This is a genomic window from Microbacterium sp. CJ77, from assembly GCF_002911615.1.
In the GTDB taxonomy this organism is placed as follows: domain Bacteria; phylum Actinomycetota; class Actinomycetes; order Actinomycetales; family Microbacteriaceae; genus Microbacterium.
On record NZ_PQBR01000001.1, the window covers coordinates 1 to 23,496 of the forward strand.

General features: G+C 66.9%; 21 protein-coding genes. 10 read left to right on the forward strand and 11 right to left on the reverse strand.

Annotated elements, in window-relative coordinates; translation table 11 throughout:
- Positions 1 to 389: 389 nt before the first annotated feature.
- The 7 genes from C2868_RS00005 (at position 390) to leuC (ending at position 7,710) form a co-directional block, all read left to right on the forward strand.
- Positions 390 to 1,622, forward strand: a complete 1,233-nt coding sequence (locus C2868_RS00005) for an ABC transporter substrate-binding protein (RefSeq protein WP_181003300.1) — start codon at positions 390 to 392, stop codon at positions 1,620 to 1,622.
- Positions 1,623 to 1,673: 51 nt separating this feature from the next.
- Positions 1,674 to 2,369: an ABC transporter ATP-binding protein gene (locus C2868_RS00010; protein WP_036298210.1), complete on the forward strand. Its 696-nt coding sequence runs from the start codon at positions 1,674 to 1,676 to the stop codon at positions 2,367 to 2,369.
- Positions 2,356 to 3,081, forward strand: coding sequence for an ABC transporter ATP-binding protein (locus tag C2868_RS00015; RefSeq protein ID WP_036298212.1), 726 nt, complete (start codon positions 2,356 to 2,358; stop codon positions 3,079 to 3,081). The genes C2868_RS00010 and C2868_RS00015 overlap by 14 nt, the downstream gene beginning before the upstream one ends.
- A complete protein-coding gene (locus C2868_RS00020; RefSeq protein WP_103662726.1) occupies positions 3,078 to 3,962 on the forward strand; it encodes a branched-chain amino acid ABC transporter permease in 885 nt (294 codons plus the stop codon). The genes C2868_RS00015 and C2868_RS00020 overlap by 4 nt, the downstream gene beginning before the upstream one ends.
- Positions 3,959 to 5,086, forward strand: a complete 1,128-nt coding sequence (locus C2868_RS00025) for a branched-chain amino acid ABC transporter permease (RefSeq protein WP_081766287.1) — start codon at positions 3,959 to 3,961, stop codon at positions 5,084 to 5,086. The genes C2868_RS00020 and C2868_RS00025 overlap by 4 nt, the downstream gene beginning before the upstream one ends.
- 81 nt (positions 5,087 to 5,167) lie before the next feature.
- The gene (locus C2868_RS00030) at positions 5,168 to 6,199 is read left to right on the forward strand and encodes a Gfo/Idh/MocA family oxidoreductase (RefSeq protein WP_100810107.1); all 1,032 of its coding nucleotides are present in this window, start codon (positions 5,168 to 5,170) and stop codon (positions 6,197 to 6,199) included.
- Between the two features lie 38 nt (positions 6,200 to 6,237).
- Positions 6,238 to 7,710, forward strand: coding sequence for a 3-isopropylmalate dehydratase large subunit (leuC, locus tag C2868_RS00035; protein WP_103662727.1), 1,473 nt, complete (start codon positions 6,238 to 6,240; stop codon positions 7,708 to 7,710).
- 58 nt (positions 7,711 to 7,768) lie between these two features.
- Here the strand turns inward: leuC and mftD are convergent, their stop codons facing one another.
- The 7 genes from mftD to C2868_RS00070 all read right to left on the reverse strand — a co-directional run bounded on the left by mftD (position 7,769) and on the right by C2868_RS00070 (position 14,618).
- The gene (gene mftD, locus C2868_RS00040) at positions 7,769 to 9,004 is read right to left on the reverse strand and encodes a pre-mycofactocin synthase MftD (RefSeq protein ID WP_219811442.1); all 1,236 of its coding nucleotides are present in this window, start codon (positions 9,002 to 9,004) and stop codon (positions 7,769 to 7,771) included.
- 98 nt (positions 9,005 to 9,102) lie between these two features.
- Complete coding sequence (locus tag C2868_RS00045) at positions 9,103 to 9,900, reverse strand: cyclase family protein (RefSeq protein ID WP_100810109.1); 798 nt, start codon at positions 9,898 to 9,900, stop codon at positions 9,103 to 9,105.
- Entirely contained in the window at positions 9,897 to 10,988 is a 1,092-nt protein-coding gene (locus C2868_RS00050; protein WP_100810110.1) for a branched-chain amino acid ABC transporter permease, read from the reverse strand. Before C2868_RS00050 ends, C2868_RS00045 begins: the two co-directional genes overlap by 4 nt.
- A complete protein-coding gene (locus tag C2868_RS00055) occupies positions 10,985 to 11,866 on the reverse strand; it encodes a branched-chain amino acid ABC transporter permease (protein WP_157811297.1) in 882 nt (293 codons plus the stop codon). Before C2868_RS00055 ends, C2868_RS00050 begins: the two co-directional genes overlap by 4 nt.
- The gene (locus C2868_RS00060; protein WP_036298223.1) at positions 11,866 to 12,594 is read right to left on the reverse strand and encodes an ABC transporter ATP-binding protein; all 729 of its coding nucleotides are present in this window, start codon (positions 12,592 to 12,594) and stop codon (positions 11,866 to 11,868) included. Before C2868_RS00060 ends, C2868_RS00055 begins: the two co-directional genes overlap by 1 nt.
- Positions 12,581 to 13,288 carry an ABC transporter ATP-binding protein gene (locus tag C2868_RS00065; protein WP_181003301.1) on the reverse strand — a complete coding sequence of 236 codons (708 nt, stop codon included), beginning with the start codon at positions 13,286 to 13,288 and terminating at the stop codon, positions 12,581 to 12,583. Before C2868_RS00065 ends, C2868_RS00060 begins: the two co-directional genes overlap by 14 nt.
- A gap of 73 nt (positions 13,289 to 13,361) precedes the next feature.
- Positions 13,362 to 14,618 carry an ABC transporter substrate-binding protein gene (locus C2868_RS00070; RefSeq protein ID WP_103662729.1) on the reverse strand — a complete coding sequence of 419 codons (1,257 nt, stop codon included), beginning with the start codon at positions 14,616 to 14,618 and terminating at the stop codon, positions 13,362 to 13,364.
- 158 nt (positions 14,619 to 14,776) lie between these two features.
- On the opposite strand from C2868_RS00070, the gene C2868_RS00075 reads away from it, so the two are divergent.
- The 3 genes from C2868_RS00075 (at position 14,777) to C2868_RS00085 (ending at position 18,077) form a co-directional block, all read left to right on the forward strand.
- Positions 14,777 to 15,442, forward strand: a complete 666-nt coding sequence (locus C2868_RS00075; protein ID WP_181003302.1) for a GntR family transcriptional regulator — start codon at positions 14,777 to 14,779, stop codon at positions 15,440 to 15,442.
- Between the two features lie 103 nt (positions 15,443 to 15,545).
- Positions 15,546 to 17,318 (forward strand): gamma-glutamyltransferase family protein, encoded by a 1,773-nt coding sequence (locus C2868_RS00080; protein WP_103662731.1) that lies wholly within the window; start codon positions 15,546 to 15,548, stop codon positions 17,316 to 17,318.
- Positions 17,319 to 17,357: 39 nt separating this feature from the next.
- Positions 17,358 to 18,077 carry a YoaK family protein gene (locus C2868_RS00085; RefSeq protein WP_243419933.1) on the forward strand — a complete coding sequence of 240 codons (720 nt, stop codon included), beginning with the start codon at positions 17,358 to 17,360 and terminating at the stop codon, positions 18,075 to 18,077.
- Between the two features lie 104 nt (positions 18,078 to 18,181).
- Here C2868_RS00085 and C2868_RS00090 read toward each other — a convergent pair whose 3' ends face one another.
- From C2868_RS00090 to C2868_RS00105, 4 genes are all read right to left on the reverse strand, one after another.
- Complete coding sequence (locus C2868_RS00090; protein WP_036298230.1) at positions 18,182 to 19,204, reverse strand: isopenicillin N synthase family oxygenase; 1,023 nt, start codon at positions 19,202 to 19,204, stop codon at positions 18,182 to 18,184.
- A gap of 50 nt (positions 19,205 to 19,254) precedes the next feature.
- Entirely contained in the window at positions 19,255 to 20,442 is a 1,188-nt protein-coding gene (locus tag C2868_RS00095; protein WP_036298232.1) for a MalY/PatB family protein, read from the reverse strand.
- Between the two features lie 74 nt (positions 20,443 to 20,516).
- Positions 20,517 to 21,833, reverse strand: a complete 1,317-nt coding sequence (locus C2868_RS00100) for an LLM class flavin-dependent oxidoreductase (RefSeq protein WP_100814174.1) — start codon at positions 21,831 to 21,833, stop codon at positions 20,517 to 20,519.
- A 1-nt stretch (position 21,834) separates the two neighbouring features.
- Positions 21,835 to 23,172 carry an O-acetylhomoserine aminocarboxypropyltransferase/cysteine synthase family protein gene (locus C2868_RS00105; protein ID WP_100814173.1) on the reverse strand — a complete coding sequence of 446 codons (1,338 nt, stop codon included), beginning with the start codon at positions 23,170 to 23,172 and terminating at the stop codon, positions 21,835 to 21,837.
- Positions 23,173 to 23,496: the final 324 nt, after the last annotated feature.

Here is a 23,496-nt window from a genome sequence, read left to right on the forward strand (position 1 = left end):
AAACTCCCCGATCGACTGCTCACGAGGCATCGAGCACGGAGGGCGGCCTCCGGGGCTATCGCTCCTCGATCGATCCGAGATCGGGTTGGTGGCAGAGCGCGGAGTCGTTGATGGCGCCGTGCCCGATAGTCCGAGCCTGCTTTCGCCAGACCGCACCACCCGGCTACACCCGGCGACACATCGCCGGTGACGTACACGCAGCAATCGACTGTCCCTCGCCCGAGGCGGCGTCGAGCCCGTCCATCCGTCGGTTCTCATCAGCCAGGCAGAACACAGCGTCGATCGTCGTCCGCACAGCGGGGGACGCGATCGCCGGCTCCTGCTCTTCGAGGCCGCCGGGATTTCACAATGCACACCACGACAGTGGCAAACAAGAACGAGGTCGACACATGAACACTCAACACTCACAGATCGCGTCCTGGAGCAAGAAGGCCACCCTCGCCGGCGTGGTTGGCTTCAGCCTCGTCCTCGCCGGCTGCAGCGGAGGTTCCGGCGGCAACAACGCCGCGCCCGACGCCTCGGGCGAACTGTGCGCAGACGGCACGATCACGCTCGGCTCTGCCAAGGCGCTCAGCGGGGGGTTCGCGTTCTACGACACGGCTGGCTCGAACGCCGAAGAGCTCGCCGTCGAACAGATCAACGCCGAGGGCGGAATCAACGGCTGCGAAATCGAGCTCGTCACACAGGACACCAAATCCGACCCCGCCGTCGGCAGGCAGGTCGCCAGCGAGTTGATCGCCGCAGGCGCCGAGGTGCTCCTTCCGCCCAACAGCGAGGGCCTCGGCACGCCGGCTGCGTTGGTCGCCCAGAAAGAGGGAATCTTCAGCATGGCGGGGTCGTCCGAAGATGACTACGCGCCGGGCGTCGGAGCGCTCTTCGCCACCGGCGGGAGCATGGCGAGCCTCAACGGCAAGACCGCGGCGGCATTCGCGAAGGAGCAGGGGTACGACTCGGTCTACTACGTCACCAACGACGCCTATTCGTACTTCACCATCGTCGAGCGTCTCTTCCGCGAAGATGCGGGGGACGATATGGACGACCTGGGCAGCTCGGTCCTCAAGCCGGGTCAGACCGACTTCTCGGCGGTCATCAGCGATATCAAGCGCTCGGTCGGCGAAGCCGACAACCCGATGATCCTGCTCGCCACCCAGTACCCCGACGCACCAACGATGATCGCCCAGCTTCGAAAGGCTGGAGTCGAGACCCCCGTGGTGGGTAACGCGACGTGGGCGACGCGCAACATCGTCGACGCGCTGGACGGTCACACGGACAATGTCTTCTACACCGCCGGCGCCTACACCGAAGGCGAGGACGTCAGCGAAGCTGCTCAGGCGTACGTCGAGAAGTACAAGGAGAAGACGGGCACCTACCCGGAGATCCACCAGGCCGTCGAGTCGTACTGGTCGATGTGGGCACTGTTCGACGCGATCAAGACCGCGAACTCCACGGACGGAGCGGCCATCGAGAAGGCCCTGTTCGCTCAGAAAGACGTCGAACTGCCGATGCGCACGGTCTACGAGTGGAAGGACGGCCACATCCTCGGCAGCAACGTCGTCGTGGGATTCACGCCGGAGGGTGCTTTCGAGCAGGTTGGCTCGTACAACCTCACTGACGGGGAGTGATCGACGTTGTCCGCTGACGCCCACGCGGTCGTCTCGGCGCGGGGAGTGGGGATGTCGTTCGGGCGGCTCAAGGCCCTGTCGGGCGTCTCGATCGATCTCGCGCAGGGCGTCTGCACCGGCCTGATCGGTCCCAACGGGTCCGGCAAGAGCACCTTCGTGAACTGCCTGTCCGGCTTGCTACACGCCACAGAAGGATCGATCGCCTTTGAGGGCAAGGACGTCACGAGGTTCTCGATGCGGGCGCGGGCGCAAGCGGGGCTGGCCCGGAACTTTCAGAACCTCCGGTTGTTCGAGGATCTGACCGTTCGCGAGAACATCGCCATGTCTGCCCGGCTGGCCGGTGGCTGGCGCCGAGGCTCGGAAGCGATCGTCCAGGACATCGCCCGCACTTTCGGCCTCGAGCACGACGTGGACGCCCGCGTCGGTGACCTCTCTTGGGGTCACCGACGTCGGGTCGAACTCGCCAGGGTCCTCAACGGCGAGCCTCGGTACGTCCTGCTGGATGAGCCCGGGGCCGGTCTTGACCTGTCCGAACGGCAGCGACTGCCCGGGATCATCGCGGATCTGACGTCGCGCGGGGTCGGAACTCTGGTGGTCGACCACGACATGGCCCTCATCGCGCGGGTCTGCTCGCGGGTGCTCGTTCTTCGCCAGGGCCAATTGATTTTCGACGGAACCCCGGCCGCAGCGTTCAAGGACGCGCAAGTGCTGGAGTGCTATCTGGGAGAGCGACATGCCAGTGCTTGAAGCAACGGATCTGATTGCCGGCTACGGATCGGGAGACACCGTTCTCCACGGCGTGAGCCTGACTCTCGGCGCCGGACAGGTCACCGCGCTGACGGGCGTGAACGGCGCGGGAAAAACGACACTCGCATCCGCTGTGGCGGGGAGAGTCATCCCGTCTTCGGGAAAAGTTACCTTCCAGGGGGCGGACATCACGAAGATGCCCGTCCAGGAACGCTGTCGGCTCGGAATCGTGCTCTGCCCGCAGGGACGCGAGGTGTTCCCGAGCCTTTCGGCCGCCGAGAACGTCCGCATGGGCGCGCTCACGCGTCCCGCTTCGGCTCGCAAGGCTGCCGTGGAGGACGTATTCGAGCTGATCCCTGCGCTCGCGGCGTTTCGTAACAGCCGGGCGGGTTCGCTTTCGGGCGGCCAACAGCAGATCGTCGCGATCGGGCGCGCTCTCGCGGCCGCGCCGCAGGTGTTGATTGTGGACGAGCCGTCGATGGGTCTTGCGCCAGCAATCGTGGATTCGGTGTACGAGATCCTCGGCGCGCTCACAGAGAACGGTGTGTCGCTCCTGGTCATCGAGGAGTCACCTCTGCGGCTCGTGGACTTGGCCGACCACGTCGTTGTCATGCGCGGCGGTGAGATCGTCATGTCTGGGGGAGCGGAGATGCTCCAGGACGAACGGGTTCTCACCGCCGCGCTCCTTGGCGAGGAGGCGATGGCAGAGTGATTCAGTTCTTACAGGCCGTGTTCGACGGTCTCTCCCAGGGCGGGGTGTATGCCGTCCTCGCGGTCGGTGTTGCCGTCGTGAGCGCGGTCATGTCCTTCCCGAACTTCGCGCATGGCTGGCTCGTCATGTGGGCCGCATCGATCACGGTAAGCCTCACGGCAGCCATACCCCTCCTGCCGGCGCTCCTGATCGCGACGGCCATCGTCGTCGTGATCGCGGTGGTTGGAGGGCGGCTGACGTTCCTCGTTGGCAGTCCGGCCGGAAGCGAGGTCCTCATGCTGAAGTCGCTCGCTTTCGGACTCGTGCTGCAGGCGGCCGCGGTCCTGTTCTTCGGTGACGCACCGCGGCTTTACCCTGCCCCGGATTGGTCCGGCGGAGTGATAGTCCTCGGCGATCTGAGAATCAGCGCCGCGAGCCTGACGAGCCTGAGCGTCGCGCTGGTTGCACTTGGCGGGGTTCTCATCCTCCTGCGCGCGACAGATCTGGGCCTGAAGATGCGCGCGACGGCACAGAGTATGTCGACCGCCGCCCTGGTCGGCGTGCGCACCCGACGTGTCGTCACCACGGCTCTCGTGATCGCGGGCGTACTGGCCTGCATCGCATCCTTCCTCTGGTACGCAAAGGCTGGCAGCGTCACCCCCCGGTCTGGCCTCGAGATCACGATGGTTGCATTCGTTGCGCTCGTCCTCGGGGGGCTGCGCAACATCGGCGGCGCCGTGCTGGGCGGGCTGCTGCTCGGACTCGTGGACTCGTTCATGGCCGCATATCTGCCCAGTGACGTTCAGGGCCTCACGCGCGCCCTCACGTACACCCTGCTGATCGCGGTTTTGCTGCTGCGACCGGACGGACTCCTTCAACGCAAGGTGGTGCCCACGAAATGAGCAGATCACGAATGTTCTTCCCCGACAGGGTGCAGACCTCGCGGGGATACGCCAGCGCGGTCGGCGGGCCGACGGCAATCTCACTCGTCGTGGTGGCAATCGCGTTTGCGATCGACGCCGCCACCGGCGGCACTTTCGAGGCCATCGTGGTCTCGGGTCTGGTCTTCGTCTGCCTGACGGTCTCGTTGCAGGTGATCATGGGCAACACGGGCCTGATCTTCTTCGGCCAGTTCGCTTTCGTCGCCGTCGGCGCCTATGTCTCCGGGGTTCTGACCGTCCCCGTGGCGTCGCGGACAAGTCTTCTGCCCGATCTGCCCGAGTGGCTCGCGGGTGTCGAGGTGAGCTTCGGGGTCAGCGTGCTCATGGGTGGACTCGCGGGCGCCGTGGTCGCGGCGATCGCGGGGCCGGTGCTCGTGCGGGTATCGGGACTTGCCGCCGCGGTCGTCAGCCTGGGGCTCATGTTCATCGTTTCCGATCTCTTGCGCGAGACGCCGGCGATCACGCGCGGGGCAATGGTCTTTCCGGGGGTGCCTTACGACACGACGATCCCGGTCGCCGGGCTCACCGTGGTCGCGATCACCCTCATCGGCACGGCATTCAAGTTCTCGCGGTGGGGCCTGGAGGCTCGCGGAGGGCGCGACGACGCCGTTGCCGCGGAGTCCTCCGGACTCTCGCCTACTCGGGTGCGTATGCCGGCTCTCCTGTTGGGAGGCCTCCTCTCCGGAGCCTCGGGGGCGGTGTGGGCGCACTACCTGACGGCATTCTCGCCGACGACTTTCAGCATCGACCCGGCGATCGTCGTCGTGATCATGGCCGTGATCGGCGGGGTGCGCAGCATCAGTGGAGCGATCGTCGGTGCGGCTATCGTCGCGATCTGGCAGGAGCTGGCGCGTCAGGTAGAGAGCGGGCTGTTCCTGTTCGGGTTGCAGCTGCCGCGCATGCCGGAGTTCGGGGCGCTGACGCTCGGAATCGGTCTGATCGTGGTCCTTGCGCTCCGACCGCAGGGGCTGTTCGGGTCGAACGAGTTCCAGGTATTGCGGCCGCGGGCGCGCGCGACGGGGGACGGTGACGGGCCGGAGGCGTCCAGCCCACCTGCGGCGGCGGCACCGCCGACCGTGGGCTGAGACACCCGGCGTCGAGTAGTTCGACAACAGCCGCCCGGAAGGGTGGTCCACATTGTGACAGGTCACGGAAACGAGGAACACATGAACAGACTCCGCATCGGTGTAATCGGCCTCGGTATGGTGGGGTCCGAACAGGTGGCGACGATCGCCCGTTCGGTCGCCCTGGGGGAGCTGGTAGCCGTCTCCGACTTTGACCTCGACCGGGCTCACGCGATCGCCGAAGGCCTACCCGGAGATGTACGGGTCGCGCGGAGCGCGGAAGAGCTGATCGCATCCGACGATGTGGATGCCGTCGCCATTGCCTCGAGCGCCGCGTCGCATCTGTCGTTGGTGCTGGCCTGTATCGAACATCGCAAACCGGTCTTCTGCGAGAAGCCGCTCGCGCTCACGGGTGCGGACTGCGAGCTGATCATCGATGCGGAGATCGCGGCGGGCCGGCGGTTCGTGCAGGTCGGGTTCATGCGCCGCTTCGATACGGCCTTCGTCGAGTTGAAAGCCGCTGTAGAGACAGGCGACCTCGGCGAAATCGTCGCGCTGCAGTACGTCCACCGCGCGGCGGACGTTCCGGAGTACTTCACCTCGGCGATGCACACGACCGAAGCCGTCGTGCACGAAGTAGATACGACCCGCTGGCTCGCTGACGACGAGATCGCCGAGGTCAGCGTCACGGGAACGGGAGGTCGTTCCGGTCTCGATGAGTGGCTGGACCCGCAGTTCTTCTCCTTCCGCACGGAGCGCGGCGCCATGGTGTACGCCGAGGTCTTCTTGCGCGCCGGTTACGGATACGAGATCGGCTGCGATGTCGTGGGACGTCAGGGCGTGGCGCGTTTGACCAACGCACCGGTGACCGCGGTCAGTCTGGACTTCCGGACGAGCGGGGTCCGTGAGAAGGACTTCACGGTGCGGTTCGGGGATGCGTATCGTCGCGAACTTACCGCCTGGGCAGAGGATGCACTGCACGGTGTCGTCACGGGACCGAACGCCTGGGATGGGTACGCCGCCGCCGCCGCGACGGATGCGTGCATCGAGGCTTTGCGGACCGGCTCGCCGACGGTGGTGAAGATGCGTGAGCGCCCGGCCTTGTACGGACAAGGCCCTTCGCGAGCCACATAACCGAGAGGATTCCTGTGTCCGAAGATCTCTCTGGAGCGATGTCGCGCGGACCGCGCACCCTGGCCGAGAAGGTCTGGGATGACCATGTCGTGGTCAAGGGTGATGACGGTGAGCCGGACCTGATCTACATCGACCTGCACCTGGTGCATGAGGTGACGAGCCCTCAGGCGTTCGATGGTCTGCGTGCTGAGGGGCGGCCGTTGCGGCGCTTGGATCTGACGATTGCGACGGAGGATCACAACACCCCGACGTTGGCGATCGACAAGCCGATCGCGGACCTGACGAGCCGGACCCAGATCGAGACCCTACGCCGCAACGCGGAGGAGTTCGGTGTGCGGCTGCACTCGCTCGGCGACAAAGAGCAGGGGATCGTGCACGTCGTGGGCCCGCAGCTGGGTCTGACGATGCCGGGTATCACCGTCGTCTGCGGTGACTCGCACACGAGCACCCACGGGGCGTTCGGTGCCATGGCATTCGGCATCGGCACCAGCGAGATCGAGCACGTCATGGCGACCCAGACACTGCCCCTCAAGCCCTTCAAGACCATGGCGATCACGGTCGAGGGCGAGTTGAAGCCCGGCGTGACGGCAAAAGACATCATCCTGGCGATCATCGCGAAGATCGGTGCGAACGGCGGGCAGGGCTACGCGCTCGAATACCGCGGCAGCGCCATCCGCTCCCTCTCGATGGAGGGCCGCATGACGATGTGCAACATGTCGATCGAGGCCGGGGCCCGCGCCGGCATGATCGCCCCGGACGAGACGACCTTCGCCTACGTCAAAGACAAGCCGCACGCCCCCCAGGGTCAGGATTGGGAGGATGCGGTGGCCTACTGGCGCACGCTCCCGTCCGACGAGGGCGCGGTGTACGACGCCGAGGTGTTCCTCGATGCGAACGAGCTCGAACCGTTCGTGACGTGGGGGACGAACCCGGGTCAGGGTGTGTCGCTCAGTGACGTCGTGCCGGACCCGGCCGATATTGCCGACTCCAATGAGCGTGTGGCGGCCGAGCGGGCGCTGGAGTACATGGACTTGAAGGCGGGGACGCCGATGAAGGATGTCGCGGTCGATGCCGTTTTCATGGGCTCCTGCACGAACAGTCGCATAGAAGACCTGCGCGCCTTCGCCTCGATCATCCGGGGGCGCAAGAAGGCCGACGGCGTCCGCGTCATGGTGGTGCCGGGCTCGGCGCGGGTGCGGCTCGAGGCCGAGGCCGAGGGGCTCGACAAGATCATCACGGACTTCGGCGCCGAGTGGCGGTTCGCGGGCTGCTCCATGTGCCTGGGCATGAACCCGGACCAGCTCGCTCCGGGGGAGCGGTGCGCCTCGACCAGCAACCGCAACTTCGAAGGACGTCAGGGCGCGGGCGGACGCACGCACCTGGTCTCGCCTCTCGTCGCCGCGGCCACCGCCATCCGCGGCACGCTCTCGAGCCCGAGCGACCTCGAGGGCGACAGGAATCGCCGACCCCGACCTCGGCCCAACGCTACGACGCGCGAACCAGATCGCTGATTGCGAAGTCGGACGCGAAGCTCGGCATCCGCGGACGACCGCGCTGCCGCGAGCGCCGCTACTTCTCCTGCGCGACAGCGCGGCTCGCGCGTGCGGACTCCGGTGCCGGGTCGAGGATGAACCCGTTTGGAATCACCAGATCGTCGACGGTGACATCGCGGATCGAGGACTTGCCCAACCCGACGAGCGCTCGCTCGATCGTGCCGCGGAACGTTTCGAGGACCTCATATACACCGCGTTCCCCGTCGGCGGCGAGGCCGTAGAACCACGGCCGTCCGATCATCACGCTTGATGCACCGAGCGCGAGCGCCTTCAGCACATCGGTGCCCCGACGGACGCCGCTGTCCAATGTGACCTCCACCTGATCGCCGACCGCGCGGACGACCGAGGGAAGGAACCGCAGAGGCGAAGGAGTCGTGTCGAGGTTGTTGCCGCCGTGGTTGGAGACCCCGACGGCCGTCGCGCCCGCATCGACCGCTCGTCGCGCATCGTCGGCCGCCACCAGACCCTTCACCATGAACGGGCCGCCCCACAGCTCACGGAGCCAGGCGACGTCCTCCCACGTGGGGATGGCCGTGTCCATCCATTCGTAGAGGCCGCCGACCAGGGTCGGAACCGGACCTCCGCGTCGGCTCATGTTCGGAGCATTCAATCCCGGGATGACGCGACGCTTCGCGTAGCGCAGGAACCAGGACGGGTTGCCGATCGCCATCGGCGCGTATCTGAGGAGAGCGGCGAAGTTCAGGCGGTCCGGGTAGACCGGCGAGCCCCAGTCGCGAGGCTGGTAGGCGACACGTCCGCCGGACAGATCGAGCGTGAAGATCAGGCCCTTGACCCCGGCCTGCCGGAAGCGTTCTATGCGGTCCGCGACGACGTCGCGACCGCCCGACCAGTACACGTGTGCGAACGACTTCGAATTCTCACGCGTCACGTCCTCTATCGCGACGGACGCGAAGTTGCTCAGACCGATCGCGGTGCCGGCGCGCTGCGCTGCCCGTGCGACGCCGATCTCGGCGTCGGGGTGCATCGCCTGCGCCGCGGCGGGCGCGATCACCACCGGCAGGTCGATCGGCTGCCCCATGAATGTCGCCGACAGGTCGAGGCGCGTCGGGATCGCGGCGCCGATGCGGGGGATCATGCCGATCTCTTCGAAAGCGCGCAGATTCTCTTTCATCGTCGCGCCGCCGTCACTGCCGGCCTCGAGCGCGGTGTAGACATCGTGGGGCAACAACTTCTTGGCCCTGCGCTGAGCTTCGTCGACCGTCTCGATCGCCCTATGTGCGAACATGCCCATGACTTCTCCTCAATATCGTTATCCGCGAGCTCGTAGGGATGCTGGAGTGTGCGAGCCGGCTGTGTGGTGGGCGGGGAGCTGAATCGGTCGGGAACCGACTACGCCGAGTCGGCCGGGGTGAGCGCGATCACGCGTGCGGGGCTGCCGCTGCCGCCTTCGATACGCAATGGTGCGACGATCAACAGTGCCCCGGTCTCGGGCAGCCTGCTCAGGTTCTGAAGCGAGGTGATCCCGTACTTGTCGTGGCCGAGCAGGTGGTTGTGCATGGGAAACGGCGGGTCGAACTCACCGGCGCGACCGGCGTCGATACCGAGAGTGTCGGCACCGAAACCCGAGATGGGGCGTTCTTCTGCGAGCCACAGCGCGCACTCGCCCGAGACGCCGGGGCTGTGCGGTCCGTTCTCGTCGGCGTTCACGAAAGCCTCCTGGTCGTCGGAGTATCGGTCCCATCCGGTACGCAACAGCAGCCAGCTGCCGGGTTGCAACTGCCCGTGCCGTGCCTCCCACTCTTCGACATGATGCCGCTGGAGCAGGAAGTCGGGATCGGCGTCGACCTGTTCTCGCACGTCGATCACACAGGCCGGACCGATCAGGCGATCGAGGGGGATGCTCGCGACATCCCGGCCCTCTTTGCCGCTGAGCCAGTGGATCGGAGCATCAAGATGTGTCCCGGAGTGCTCGCCGGTGTGGATGTTGTTGTGATACCAGCCGGGCCCGTGCTCGTCGTACCGGCTCAGCTGCTCAAGGACGAAGCCGCTCTGACTCGCAAACGGGTCGGGCAGCGTCATGATCGGCGTGGATCCGCGGAGGGTGCTCGTCAGGTCGACGAGTTCCAGCCGGCTCGAGGCGATGCTCCTGAGCAGTTCGGCGATCAGGATGGGCGGGTCGACAGTCATTTCACTCCTGGGAGAGACGATGCGAAGGGGTTTTGAGGCCGGAGCGGCCAGCGAGCTTCCCGGCCGCCGGTGATGCCGGACGGGCGCAGGATCAGCACGACGACCAGGACGGCGGCCACCACGATGAGGCGGCTGCCGGCGGGCAGCGACACGATGACGCCCCCCATGTGCAGACCGCCCTCGAGCAGGCCGAGAACGTGATCGAGGGTGGAGATCAGAAGTGTTCCGACCACGGCTCCCCAGAGTGAGAGCATGCCTCCGATCACCAGCATCGCCATCGTGGTGAACGTGAAATCCAATGAGAACTGGGATGCCTGAACGACCCGGTTCGTCTGTGCCCACACGGCTCCGCCGATGGCTGCCAGTGCGCCCGAGAGGGCAAACGCGACAACGCGATGCAGGGTGATGCGGATGCCGGACCCGGGTGCGGCCACCACGCTCTCGCGAGATGCGCGAAGCATCCGTGCGCTCCGTGATCTTCCGTACGTCCAGGCGATCGTGATGACGACGAGGGTGATCAACAGCGTCGTCTGCAGGTCGAAGCTCTGGGGGATGCCTGTCATGGACTGACCTGACTTCGGCCCCACACTGCTCCAGTACGTGAGCACCTGGACGACGAGGCCGAGGAGGGCGAACGTGGCGATGCCCGCCTCCAGCCCGTGCAGTCGCATGAGAGCGAGACCGCTCACGAGGGCCAGCAGTCCGCCGACCGCTGCCGCGATCACCAGGGCGATGAGCGGCGCTACCGCAGCACCCGAGAGCCAGGGGAAGAGCTCGGGCATGACGGACGCCTTGACCACGGGGCTGATCGTCAGGAGCGACATCGTCCAGGCGCCGACGGCGACGAAAGCGATGTGGCCGAAGGAGAGAACGCCGCTGTTGCCGATGAACGTCCACATTCCCACGACGATCATCAGGTTTGCCAGGGCGTAGCTCAGGTCGATCGCGGCCGACTGCGAGACGGAGCTCGCGAACGCGGAGAACAACCAGACGACGACGAGGGGCACGACGAGTGTCCACAGATCCACGGCGGGGGACGGCACGACCCAGCGGGGCATCCAGCTACGAGCAGGTTGGGCGATGGTCATGCGCGCTCCTTGAGAGTACGGCCGGCGAAGACGCCGTTCGGGACGATCACGAGCACGACGATGACGAGCAGATATACGAACGCCGTCCGGAAATCGTTGAGCCCGCCCGGGAGCCAGGCGGTGAAGAGTGAGAGAACGAAGCCCACGGCGAACCCACCGACGACCGCGCCACCGAGGCGGTTCAGGCCGCCGATGACGGCGCCGATGAGACCGAACAGCGTGGCCTGGACGCCGAAAGTCGGGTCGACGGCACCGGATCGCGCGGTCAGGACGAAGGCAACGGCGGCGGCGAGTACCCCGCTGATGACGAAGGTGAGGGAGATGACGACCCCGGATCGGATGCCGAGGATGCGCGCGATCCGGAAATCGGCTGCTGCGGCCTGCACCTGCAGCCCGACGCGCGTCTGCGACAGGAAGAGCCCCACCCCCACCAGCAGGCAGACGGCCAGAACGACGGCGACGACCGCCAGCAGGTTGATCCGCAGACCGCCGATCGTCACCGAGGTGGTCAGGGCTGGAGCGACGGATGCCGTTCGGACGTTCGTGCCGAAGATGCCGTCATATGTCCGCTGCAGCAGGATGCTCAGGCCGAAACTCGCGATGAGGAGAGTCGCCGGCGACTGTGAGCGCATCCACCGGAAAACAGCAGCATCCATCAGGAGAGATAGTGCGACGGCGACGACCACCGAGGCGACCAGCGCCAGCGGCCACGAGAAGGGCCAGATGAGGATCAGAGCGTAGGCCGACCCGGTGATGATCTCGCCGATGGCGAAGTTCGCCAGTCGCAGCACGCCGAAGACCAAACCGATGGCGAGGGCCGCGAGCGCGTAGACGGCTCCCGCGGAGACGGCGTCGAAAAGTGATTGCAGGAGGGGCATCATGATCCCAGGTAGGCCTTCATCAGGAGGGCGGAGTCGGCCGCGTCGGCGGGAGCCAGGTCCATCACGATCCGCCCGTCGTTCAACACATACGTGCGATCGGCGGCCGCGACCGTTTGCTGTGCTCGCTGTTCGACGAGGAGCACCGCCGTGCCGCGCTCGCGGATGCGCGCGATGGCTGCGAAGACTGTGTCGACGACGGTCGGTGACAGTCCGAGAGAGGGTTCGTCGAGTGCGAGGAGAATCGGGTTCGCCAACAGGGCACGGCCGATCGCGAGCTGCTGCTGTTGACCGCCGGAGAGGAGCCCCGCGGGGCGATTCGCGAACTCATCGAGGATGGGAAACAGCTCGATCACCCATTTCAGGTCTTCTTCCAGGCCGCGGGGATCGCGCCGGGCCGTGGAGCCGAGACGCAGATTGTCGCGCACCGAGAGTCGCCCGAAGATGTGGTGTCCCTCGGGCACGAGGGCCAGTCCTGTTCGCGCCACGCGCTCGGGTGGCATGCGACGTAGGTCGACGCCGCCGAGGCTGGTCTCGGAGGAATCCGAGCGCACGGCGTTGACGATGCCGAGCAGGGTCGAGGACTTTCCGGCGCCGTTGGGTCCGATGATCCCGACGAGCTCGCCGGCATCGATGTGGAAGCTCACGCCCGACACGGCGGGCACGCCGCGATACGAGACCCGAAGGTCTGAGACGGTAAGGATCCGCGGCGATTCAGTCGACACCATGCTCGGCTCCTTCGGCGATCTGCTGTGCGGCGTTGCCCAGGTACGACGCTGCGAGGCGGGGGTCGGTGCGCACCGAGTCGGGTGAACCGTCCATGACGTTCAGTCCGGCGCCGAGGACGAAGATGTGGTCACAGCTTCCGAAGATGAGTGGCATGTTGTGGTCGATCAGCAGCACGCCGAGTCCGCGAGTCGCGAGGGCGCGCATCGTGTCCCTGAAGTGCTCGGCCTCGCCATCGTTCAGTCCGGCCGCGGGTTCGTCGAAAAGCACCCAGTTCGGTCGTGTCGCCAGCGCCCTGGCCACGCCGAGACGTCGTTCCACCCCGTGCGGCAGGTGGTCGGCGTCATGCATCGCCCATTCTTCGAGCTGCAGTTCCGCGAGGAGTGCCAGCGCGAGTGAGCGTCCCTCTCGTCGCGAGAGTCCACAGGCCAGGGCGGCGACCGTCACGTTCTCGAGGACGGTCAGCCGCGGGTAGAGGTGACCGTGTTGGAACGTGCGCGCGATCCCTCGGCGAGTGCGCCGCTCGGCGCTCTCCCGGGGCAGCTCGCCGCCGTCGATGAAGACCCCGCCGCCGTTCGGACGGTCGTACCCGCTCAGGATGTTGACCAGAGTCGACTTGCCGGCACCGTTGGCCCCGATCAGGCCCGTGACTCGCCCGCGTGGGACATCGATCGTGACGTTCTGGAGCGCCTTCACCCCGCGGTATGAGCGTGTGATCCCATGCCCCTGGAGCAGGCCGCCTCCGCGGCCTGCTCCAGGGGCGAGACGATCAGTCACCGAGGATGACCTTCTCGGGTGCGCGTCGCTCGACGAACTTCAGGGCGCCGTCTTCGACCACCAGGACGCGCTGGGGGCGGTCGACGTTCACGTGGAGTTCCGGCGTGAAGGTCGTCGGGCCAGCCAGCAACTCGAGGCCGTCGAAAGTCAGGAACGCGTCCGCGAGCGCTTTTCCGTCCCAGCTCTGAGCGACCTCGTGCGCCGTGACGATGGCGTCGAGCGTGGAGGGACCGGTCACGAAGCTCCCCACGGTGGGGCGCGCGCCGTAGGTCTGCTCGTAGACCGTCGCGAGATCGTTGACCGCGGGGTCGGGGTCGTCTCCGGCGGTGGAAGCGAAGGTCACCACGTAGTAGTCCGTCAGGCCCGGGATGGAGTCGAGCCAGAACGTTCCGTCCATGCCGAAGCCCGAGACGATCGGGGCCGCGATGCCGCCGTCGCGCAGGTCTTTCGCGACCTGTGCGCCGCCCGGGCTATAGCCGCAGTTGAAGATCACGTCGGGGGCCGGGCCGGCGGCGATGCTCGAGACGGCCTCGCTGATGTTCTCGCCCTGTACGTAGTCGTAGCCCGCGATCTCGGTGCCGCCCAGCTCGAGGAACCGCTCGCGCGCGATGGCGCACTGGCTCTGGGTGTACTTCAGCGATGTGTCGGTCAGGAAGACGGCGTTCGTCCAGCTCTTGCTGTCAGCGAACTCCGCCATCACGCTGGCCTCTCCGGGTGTGGCGTTGCCCAACGAGAACCCGATGTCCAGTCCGCCCCGGGGGCCGTAGATCGTGTCGCCGACACAGGGGGAGACGTTCAGAACTCCGGCCTGCTCCGCCACGAGCGCCGCCGGGCTTGAGATGTCGTAGTCGCAGGTCACGATGATCGCCTTCGCGCCGGCATCGATGAGCGTCTGTGCAGACGGCGCGTACTTCTCGAGATCCGAACCCGTGTCGATCACCCGCAGCTCGACGGGGGTGCCGTCGATTCCGCCGGCTCCGTTGAGCTCATCGATCGCGATGCGGAGTGAGTTCAACGCCGGGGTGTCGAAGGGGGACATGAAGCCTGTCTCGGCCATCACGGCGCCGAGGAGGATGGTGTCCGAGGCCGCCGTGCTGTTGTCGGTGGATGGCGCAGCCGTACTGACGCAGCCGGTCAGCGCGATGGCGCTGACCGCTACGAGTGCGGCCGCTCTGAGTGACGTGCTCTTGGTGTCGTCCTTGCTGTTGGTGTGTGTGAAGGGCAGGCGGCGACGCGATGTGATTCTCACGAGCGACTCTGCAGGTGCAATATTCGGGTCACTTCGTATACGAAGTTGCGTCACTGTATCGCCGGCACCGACCGCCAGGCAAGATGTTTTTTCGGCGGTGCGTCGATGAATGGCTCGGGCTGGATACGATCGGGGTCGATCGATCGAGGAGGGGGCCGATGCCTGAAGAGACGATTCTGCGGGGCCCCGCCCTGGTGGATGCCGTTCGCGACATGATCATCAGGGGCGAGCTCGCCCCGGGATCGCGGGTGACAGAACCCGCGCTGGCATCGGCGTTCAACGTGTCTCGTGTGCCCATTCGCGAGGCTGTGCGAGCGCTGGCCGCGGAGGGATTCGTCGAGCTGCGCCATTTCGGTTCCCCGACCGTCATGAATCTGACCGAACGGGTCGTGCACGAGGTTCGAACCGCGCGGGCGGTGCTCGAGCCGCACACCACCCGGCTCGCCGCCACCCAGCGCTCCGATGCCGATCTTGCAGCGATCAGGGAGATCCTGGACGAGGGTGACCGCGCCATCGATCTCGGGCAGATGGACAGGCTTCACCGACTGAACTCGCGCTTCCACGATGCCGTCGCATCGGCGAGCGGCAACAGCGTGCTCGGTGGGTTCGTGCACCAGCTGTCTGCGCGTTCGGAATGGATCAACACGGCTTCCATCCCGGTCGACAACCGGTTCTTCTGGCGTGACCATCGCGACATCTACGACGCGATCGAGGCGCGTGATGCCGATCGCGCGGAGAGTCTCATGGCCGAGCACGTGCGGCGTGCCGCGACGCAGCCTGGTGCGCACGACACGGGTGGTGACGACGGCTTCACGACCCACTGATCGCCGAGGCGTGCACGGAGCACGTTTCGTATACGATACGGTCTCGGGATAGTTCCCGCTTTCAGCCGGTGGCCGCCTGTCGGCACTCCAGAAGGACCGTGTCATGCAATTCACCACTCGCCCCGAGATCGTGGGCTCGTTCGGCGCGGTCGCGTCCACGCACTGGCTCGCGTCCAATTCGGGGATGGCTGTCCTCGAAGAGGGCGGCAACGCGTTTGATGCCGCCGTCGCCGCGGGACTCGTGCTCCACGTCGTCGAACCGCACCTGAACGGCCTCGGCGGCGACACACCCATCATGGGTTTTGATGTCGCCGGCGGAGAGCCCTGGGTCTTGTGCGGGCAGGGACCGGCGCCCGCCGCCGCCACCGCAGCGGCCTATGCCGATCTGGGGCTGGGCGCCATTCCCGGAACGGGTCATCTCGCTGCCGTCGTGCCCGGATCGTTCGGCGCCTGGATGAGCATGCTCGAGCGCCACGGCACGCTGTCGCTGGAGAGGGTGACCCGCTTCGCGATCGAGTACGCGCGCCACGGGTACCCCCTGGTCCCCGACGCGACCGTCGCGATTGCTTCGGTGGCTTCGCTCTTGTCGGAGCACTGGACCACGTCGGCCGAGATCTATTTGCCGGGCGGCACGCAACCGGTGCCGCGGGCTCGTTTCCGCAATCCGCTCCTGGCCGACACCCTGGAGCGGATCGTGGTGAATGCGAACGCCGGCGGAGGCAGTCGAGAGGCCGTGATCGCGCGCGCACGGGACGAGTTCTACCGCGGCTTCGTCGCCGACGCGATCGACGCGTGGATGCGCCAACCCGTCCGCGATTCGACCGGCTCCGACCACGCGGGGTTGCTCACCGGCGCAGACATGGCGGAATGGGAGCCCACCTGGGAGCGCCCGACGACGATCGAGTTCGGCGGTGTGACCGTGGCGAAGACGGGGCCGTGGGGCCAGGGGCCCGTCCTGTTGCAGCAACTTGCGATGCTCGCCCATCAAGACATCGGCGCACCCGGTTCGGCGCAGATGATCCATGCCGTGACCGAGACCGCCAAGCTCGCGTTCGCCGATCGCGAGGCCTTCTACGGCGATCCGAACTTCGTCGACGTCCCGCTCGACGCGCTCCTCGCCGACGACTACGCCCGCAGCCGCGCACAGCTCGTGACCGAGGAGTCATCGGGCGAATTGCGCCCCGGGTCGCCGGGCGGGCACGAACCGCACCTGTCCAGATCCATCTTCGACGCGCCGATCGATGCGGCCGCGGGTACGGGTGAGCCGACGCTCGCGAGCATGGGGGTGGTCCGCGGCGACACCTGCCACCTCGACGTCGTCGATCGTTGGGGAAACATGGTGGCCGCGACTCCGAGCGGGGGGTGGCTGCAGAGCTCACCGGCCATTCCGGGGCTCGGCTTCTCGTTGCCGACCCGAGCGCAGATGTTCTGGCTCGAGCAGGGACTGCCGAACTCGATCGCGCCGCGCAAGCGACCGCGCACGACCCTGAGTCCCGGCATGTTGCTGCGTGACGGTGCCCCCTATCTGGCATTCGGGACGCCGGGCGGCGATCAGCAGGACCAGTGGACCGTAACCTTCCTCCTGAACCTGCTCTCGCACGGCATGAATCTGCAGGAATCGATCGACGCGGCTACATGGCACTCCACGCATATGCCCTCGTCCTTCTTCCCGCGCAGTTTCCAACCGCGGGGCGTCGTCGTCGAACAGACTGTGGGAGACGCGGCGCTCGACGAGCTGCGCGATCGCGGTCATGATGTCGTCGTGGCTCCCGCGTGGAGTCTCGGCAGACTGAGCGCCGCGGGATTCCGCGACGACGGGATGGTCATTGCGGCAGCCAACGCGCGCGGTATGCAGGGCTACGCCGTCGGGCGCTGAGCTGACCCCGCCCGCAGAGCAATCGACAGGATGTATCCCGTGCTCAACCAACTTCGATCCGCTCCCGAGCGCCTGCATCTGGCGCTCATGCTGGCTCTCACATTCTCGACCGGCATCGTCGACGCGGTCGGTTATCTCGGCCTCGACAAAGTCTTCGCGGGCAACATGACGGGGAACGTCGTCATCCTCGGCATGGCGCTCGCGGGCGCCGATGACCTGCCCTGGATCGGCCCCCTGCTCGCTCTGTTCGCCTTCATGTTCGGCGCCGTGGTCGGGGGACGGGTGCTCCGTCCGGTCGCGGCGGGTTGGACGACGCGCACCACGTGGCTCTTTGCGGTCGTCGGGCTGGTTCAGGCCGCGCTCGCGGTGAGCCTCTTCGTCACGGACGGAGCGCCACCCCAGCCGTGGGAGTACCTCATCACGTTCTTCCTGGCCGCGAGCATGGGCATCCAGGCGGCGACGGCTCGGCATATCGCCGTCAAGGACGTCACCACGGTCGTGGTGACGTCGACCATCACCGGTTTCGCGGCCGACTCGCGGCTCGCGGGGGGCACCGGTCAACCGTGGTTCCGTCGGCTCGCCGCGATCGTGCTGATCGCCGCCGGTGCCGCTATCGGTGCTCTGCTGCTTCAGGTGCACATCGGCTGGGGCGTTGGTGCCGCGGCGTTGGTGACTGTGTTGGCGGCCCTTCTCGGGCACGCCGCCGCCCACGCAAAACACGCGGCACGTCTCACGCGGTTGGGTGCGGACTCGCGGTAGGCAGCACGGCGCGCGGTGACTTTCGTCGCGGACGTCACCGTCCAGCCGTACGCGAAGCCTCGAGCCGTGACATCCGAGTCAGTTCGGCGAATCCTCGACCACGCCTAGCGGGCCGCTGCCGCCCGCTCCGCAACCAGATCCGCGTGCCAGCGCTCCGCGACATCCGGATGCGCGCGCAGGCGTGACTTGAGCGCATTCTCGCCGTACAGCGCGTGAATGGGATTTGCGGGATCCTGTGTGACTCCGGATGCCTCGGCGGCGAGCTCGTCCGGCAGCTCGATGAGCGGCAGCCGTCGATCCAGCGCCGGGTTGAAGAAGAACGGCACCGAGATGCGCTCGTCGGGGTACTTCGGCGAGATCACGCGGTGATTCGTCGCCTTGAGGTAGCCCTGCGTGGCGTACTCGAGCAGCTCGCCGATGTTGACGACAAAGGCACCCGGGACGGGCGGCGCGTCGACCCACGCACCGTCGCGCTCGACCTGAAGTCCGCCCTTGCCCGGCTCGATCCACAGGAGCGTCAAGACGCCGGAGTCCTTGTGCGCGCCGACTCCCTGTTGCGGTTCGGGGTCGTCCTTGCCGGGATAACGGACGATCTTGATCAGGGTCGACGGCTCACCGAAGTGCTCGTCGAAGTAGGTCTCGGGTGCGCCGAGCGCCACGGCCCAGGCGCGGAGCAGTTTGCGGGCGATTCCCGTGAGGTGCTCGTGCCATTCGTCGATGACCTCGCGCAGCTCGGGTTGTGCGGCGGGCCACAGGTTCGGTCCGATCAGGCGCGCGAAGTCGGGCGCCTCGGGGTCGGTGATCGCCTCGCGCTCGGGCCCGATGTCGATCTGCTCACGCCAGTCCACGTGTCCCTGGGTGCGCTCGCCGCCGACGCGCGTGTAACCACGGAAGTGGGGGCTCGTCACGTTCTCGATCGCGAGCTTGTCGGCCTCGGGCAGCGCGAAGAACCCGCGAGAGACTTCCAGCAGTCGCTGCTCGAGCTCGGGGCTCACGCCCGTACCGGTCAGGTAGAAGAACCCGACGTCGTGGGTTGCGGCACGCAATTCGTCGCGGAATCGCGCCGCGGCAGCGTCCCCCTGATCGAGGAGCGAGAGGTCGAGGATCGGCAGGCTGGCTTCTGACATTTCTCGAGGCTAAGTCCCTCCGGCGAGCCGTCGCGTTTTGTTGCCGAGCATTACCGGTGCAAGCCACGCCAGGCGTCGCCCATCGCGCCGACCGCTTCCGCGAGGATCGGGCGGGGCGTGGCGAAGACGAGGCGAACGTATCTCTCGTACCCGGCTCCCAGCAGCGCTCCGTCCGTCAGCACGACGTTGGCGTGGTCGCGGAAGAACGCGACTGGAGAATCGGGGATGTCCAGGGCGGCGGTGTCGATCCACGCGATGTACGTCGCCTCGGGCGGACGATAGCGCGCGCCGGGCAGGTGTGTCGCGAGCAGCTCGGCGAGCAGGAGGCGGCTGTCCGAGAGATATGCCCGCGTCTCGTCGAGCCAGGATTTGCCCTCCCGGTAGGCGGCGGTCGAAGCGACAACCCCCAGGGTCGACGCCCCGTGCTGCACGGCGAAGCCGAAGCGGCGGTAGGCCTGCTGGTCTGCGTCGTTGGAGGTGATCAGCTGAGCGGCCTTGAGTCCCGGGATGTTCCACGCTTTCGACGCGCTCGTGCCGGTAACCGTGTGTGCCGCGGTCTCGGGTGAGAGCGACGCGTACGGGATGTGCGGGCGTCCGTCGAAGCGGAGCGGTGCGTGGATCTCGTCGGCGAACACGCGGCCGCCGTGACGCTCGACGATCGCGGCAATCGCGAGGAGCTCATCGCGGGTGAGGACGGTCCCGGTCGGGTTGTGCGGATTGCAGAGCACCAGGGTGCGGGCGCCCGCCGCGAACGCGGCATCGATGCGCTCGAGATCGTGCTGCCATCGGCCGTCGATCAGGGCCCCCGGCACCTCGATCACCGGGTGCCCGATCGTCGGCAGGTAGGTCAGGAACGGCATGTACGCCGGCGTCGGAACGATGACCGCAGATCCGGCGGGGGAGTACTCGGTGATCGCCACGCCGAGCGCCGCCATGACGTCCGAGACCGAGTGCACGCGGGCGGGATCCACAGCCCAGCCGTACTCGGCAGACATCCATTCCGCCGTGGCGTCGGCCACGGCGGCAGCGAGCGGAGGGGACAGGTACCCCAATGTGCCGTCGGTGATCGCGCGCGCGAGGGCCTCCGCGATCGCGGGGGCGGTTCCGAAGTCCATCTCGGCCACCCAGGCACCGATCTTGCCCGCGTGCAGGCTCCACTTGCGACTCTCGGGACGATCGAGCCGCGCGCGCGTCAGCGCGTCGAACGGATGCGCGGGCGGATGCGCGGGGGAAGTCATGATCCCATTCTCACCAGTCCTCTCGCGGGCGCGAGCGCGCCCGAAACACGACGGCACATTCGTGCCGACGCGGGTCAGAAATCGAAGAGGTTGGCCCGTGCACCGCCGGTCGCATACTCGCGGCGCAGGATGCCGCGGCGCCGGAGCACCGGCACGAGTTCGTCGAGGTAGCGGTGGATCGTCGTGGGGTGGAAGTCGCCCGAGAAGATGAAGCCGTCGTTGCCCGCATCGTCCCCCAACTCCTCGATGAAGTCAGCGATCTCTTCGGCCGTACCGACATAGCCCCGCCGATCGGTGATGCGGCCCTTGCGGGCGTGCTGGGTGAGGATCTCTCGGAGCGGAACGTCGTCGAAGGACTCGAACCCGCCGCGCAGCCACGAGATCGAGCCGCGGGACACATGCTCACCGAAGATTGCAGGATCGAGGGGGCTGTCGAGGTCGAGCCGTGTCAGGTCGGTCTCGAGGTCGGACGAATGCCCGAGGGCGATCTGGCGCAACTCCGCCTCGGATGGGTGGAGCGACGCCGTGACGATCCGCTCTGCCTCCTCGACGCTGGACACCACCTGCGGTTTGAACACGAACAGCGTCCGGATGCGTCCCTCGCGGCCCTGTCGGGCGGCTGCCGCCCCGACCTTCTCGCGGTAGCTGCGCACCGGGTTGATGTCGAGACTCGCGAGCGCGAGCTGCACGTCGGAGTGTGTCGCCGCGAACTCGATTCCGCGCGGCGAGCCACCGGGCGAGACGATGATCGGGTCACCGCCCGCGAAGGGGATCGCGTTGAGGGGCCCGTCGAATGCGAAGTACTCGCCGCGGTGCTGGACGGTGTTGATGTGGGCGGCGTCGGCAAAGCGCCCGGTCGACGCGTCGGCGACGAGTGCCCCCTCGCCCCAACTGCGCCACAACTCGCGCAGGCCGGAGGTCCATTCATCCGCGCGGTCGTAGGCGGCGTCGTGCGCTATCGGGTGGAGGCCGAGATGACGGGCGCTCCCGACATCCGTCACGACATTGATGCCGACGCGGTGATCGCTCAGGTGGTGCAGCGAGGCGAACTGCCGTGCCGCAACGTATGGCAGGTAGGACGCGACGTTCACGGTCGGCACGATCCCGATGTGCTCTGTCGTGCTGAGCAGGTACGGGGTCAGCGCGACGGGGTCGTGCTTGGGTCCGCCGTAGGCTCCGCGAACGCGGAGATCAAGGGTGTCGGGCAGACCCGCCGAGATAGCATCCTCGATGATCACGAGGTCGAGGCCCGCCTGTTCGAGCTCGCGCACGGACTGCTGATACAGGGCGGGACGCTGCCACTCGTAGCCCCAGTCCCAGGCCGGGCTGCCCCATCCCTGCGGTCCGAAACCGCGCGAGAGGAACCATCCGAAGTGCTGCGGACGGGGCATGTCAGGCCACTCTCGAAACGGCGGGGACAGAAGCATCGGCGGAGACGTCCCGCGTGGCTGCGAAGGCCCCGGCGAGGTCTCGGATCAGATCGTCGACGTCCTCGATGCCGACAGAGAGGCGGATGAGGCACGGGGAGATGCCCGCGCGTCGCTGCTCCTCTTCGGTCCGCAGATTGTGGGTCGTTGTGCTCGGGTGGATGACGAGCGAACGGACGTCGCCCAGGTGGGTCATCTTGGTGAACAGGCGCAGCGAATCGTAGAAGCGCCGGGCCGTTGTCTCGCCGCCCCGGAGCGTGAAAGCGAAGACCGATCCGAATCCTCGGGACAGGTAGCGTGATGCGGTGGCGTGGTTGGGGTTGGATTCCAGTCCGGCGTAGTCGACGGACTCGACCTCGGGCTGCGCTTCGAGAAAACGCGCGATCTGCGCCGCGCTGCCCGACTGTCGGTCGACGCGCAGCGAGAGGGTTTCGATGCCCTGCTCGATCAGGAACGCGTTGATGGGCGACGGCGCCGCACCGAAGCGGGGAACCGCGAGATCGCGGAGGAATCCCGCGAAGGCACGCCTGCCGTAGCGCTCGACGTGAGTGAGGCCGTCGATCGCCCGCGTTTCGGATAGGTGCGGGTACGCGCCCGAACCCCAGTCGAACGTGCCGGCGTCGACGATGAACCCGCCCAGCACACTGCCGTGCCCGGCGAGAAACTTGCTCGCGGAGTGCACGACGATGTCGGCGCCGTGCTCGATCGGGCGCAAGAGGTACGGGGTGGCGAGGGTGTTGTCGATGATCAGCGGAGCGCCGACCGAATGGGCGATCTCGGCCACGGCGGCGATATCGAGGACATTGTTCTTGGGATTCGAGATGGACTCCGCAAAGAAGGCGCGTGTGGTTGGAGTGACAGCCGCGCGCCAGGCATCCAGGTCTGTGGGATCGTCCACGAAGTCGATCGTGATCCCGAACCGCGAGAGGTGCTCGAGGAACAGGCCGCGCGTGCCCTCGTAGATCGTGCCGGACGAGACGAGATGGTCACCCGCGTGCAGGATCGCCAGCAGCGCGTTCGCGGTCGCGGCCTGCCCGCTCGCAACGAGCATCGCCTCGCTCCCGCGCTCGAGCGCCGCCAGGCGACGTTCGACGGATTCGCCGGTCGGATTGCCGTGACGCGAGTAGATGAAGTCCGGCTCGTCGCCCGAAAAAGCTCCCTGCGCGTGGTCGAAGTCGTCGAAGGCGAAACCGGCGGTCAGGTAGATCGGGGTGGCGCGTGCCTGGTGGGGGTCTCCAGGTTCACGACCTGCGTGCAGCTGCTGGGTTGCGAAGCCCGCGGCGGGATCGAGGGATGTTGTCATGGCGGCGTTCCGTGTCGGGTATTTCGGGTGACACTACGCGGGCATCCCGCGCGCGACGAGAGCTGTGAAACGCGCCGTCATACAACACTGCGGTGTTCCCCAAGAAACCTGCATGCCAGATCTCTAACGGTGGGTTCATCGGGGGACACAGCCTTCCTTGTCGTCGCCGTTCCGTGAATGCGGGAGCGGGTGGGACCCGACAGTACTGTTTCGGCGTCGGTCAACGCGAGCACGGGCGCTCCGATCGCAGAATCGCTGTCATCTTTCGTCGCAATCGGTGACAGAGCGATATCCAGGAGTAGCGAGCAGCTCATTCCGAGCTCG

Coding starts and splice junctions, on each gene's coding strand:
- C2868_RS00050 (WP_100810110.1), bottom strand. CDS start 10,988: ATGACCATCGCCCAACCTGCTCGTAGCTGGATGCCCCGCTGGGTCGTG.
- C2868_RS00060 (WP_036298223.1), bottom strand. CDS start 12,594: ATGGTGTCGACTGAATCGCCGCGGATCCTTACCGTCTCAGACCTTCGG.
- C2868_RS00105 (WP_100814173.1), bottom strand. CDS start 23,172: ATGACAACATCCCTCGATCCCGCCGCGGGCTTCGCAACCCAGCAGCTG.
- C2868_RS00015 (WP_036298212.1), top strand. CDS start 2,356: ATGCCAGTGCTTGAAGCAACGGATCTGATTGCCGGCTACGGATCGGGA.
- C2868_RS00080 (WP_103662731.1), top strand. CDS start 15,546: ATGCAATTCACCACTCGCCCCGAGATCGTGGGCTCGTTCGGCGCGGTC.
- C2868_RS00045 (WP_100810109.1), bottom strand. CDS start 9,900: ATGACTGTCGACCCGCCCATCCTGATCGCCGAACTGCTCAGGAGCATC.
- C2868_RS00025 (WP_081766287.1), top strand. CDS start 3,959: ATGAGCAGATCACGAATGTTCTTCCCCGACAGGGTGCAGACCTCGCGG.
- leuC (WP_103662727.1), top strand. CDS start 6,238: ATGTCGCGCGGACCGCGCACCCTGGCCGAGAAGGTCTGGGATGACCAT.
- C2868_RS00100 (WP_100814174.1), bottom strand. CDS start 21,833: ATGCCCCGTCCGCAGCACTTCGGATGGTTCCTCTCGCGCGGTTTCGGA.
- C2868_RS00055 (WP_157811297.1), bottom strand. CDS start 11,866: ATGCCCCTCCTGCAATCACTTTTCGACGCCGTCTCCGCGGGAGCCGTC.
- C2868_RS00005 (WP_181003300.1), top strand. CDS start 390: ATGAACACTCAACACTCACAGATCGCGTCCTGGAGCAAGAAGGCCACC.
- C2868_RS00090 (WP_036298230.1), bottom strand. CDS start 19,204: ATGTCAGAAGCCAGCCTGCCGATCCTCGACCTCTCGCTCCTCGATCAG.
- C2868_RS00075 (WP_181003302.1), top strand. CDS start 14,777: ATGCCTGAAGAGACGATTCTGCGGGGCCCCGCCCTGGTGGATGCCGTT.
- C2868_RS00010 (WP_036298210.1), top strand. CDS start 1,674: ATGTCGTTCGGGCGGCTCAAGGCCCTGTCGGGCGTCTCGATCGATCTC.
- C2868_RS00030 (WP_100810107.1), top strand. CDS start 5,168: ATGAACAGACTCCGCATCGGTGTAATCGGCCTCGGTATGGTGGGGTCC.
- C2868_RS00095 (WP_036298232.1), bottom strand. CDS start 20,442: ATGACTTCCCCCGCGCATCCGCCCGCGCATCCGTTCGACGCGCTGACG.
- mftD (WP_219811442.1), bottom strand. CDS start 9,004: ATGGGCATGTTCGCACATAGGGCGATCGAGACGGTCGACGAAGCTCAG.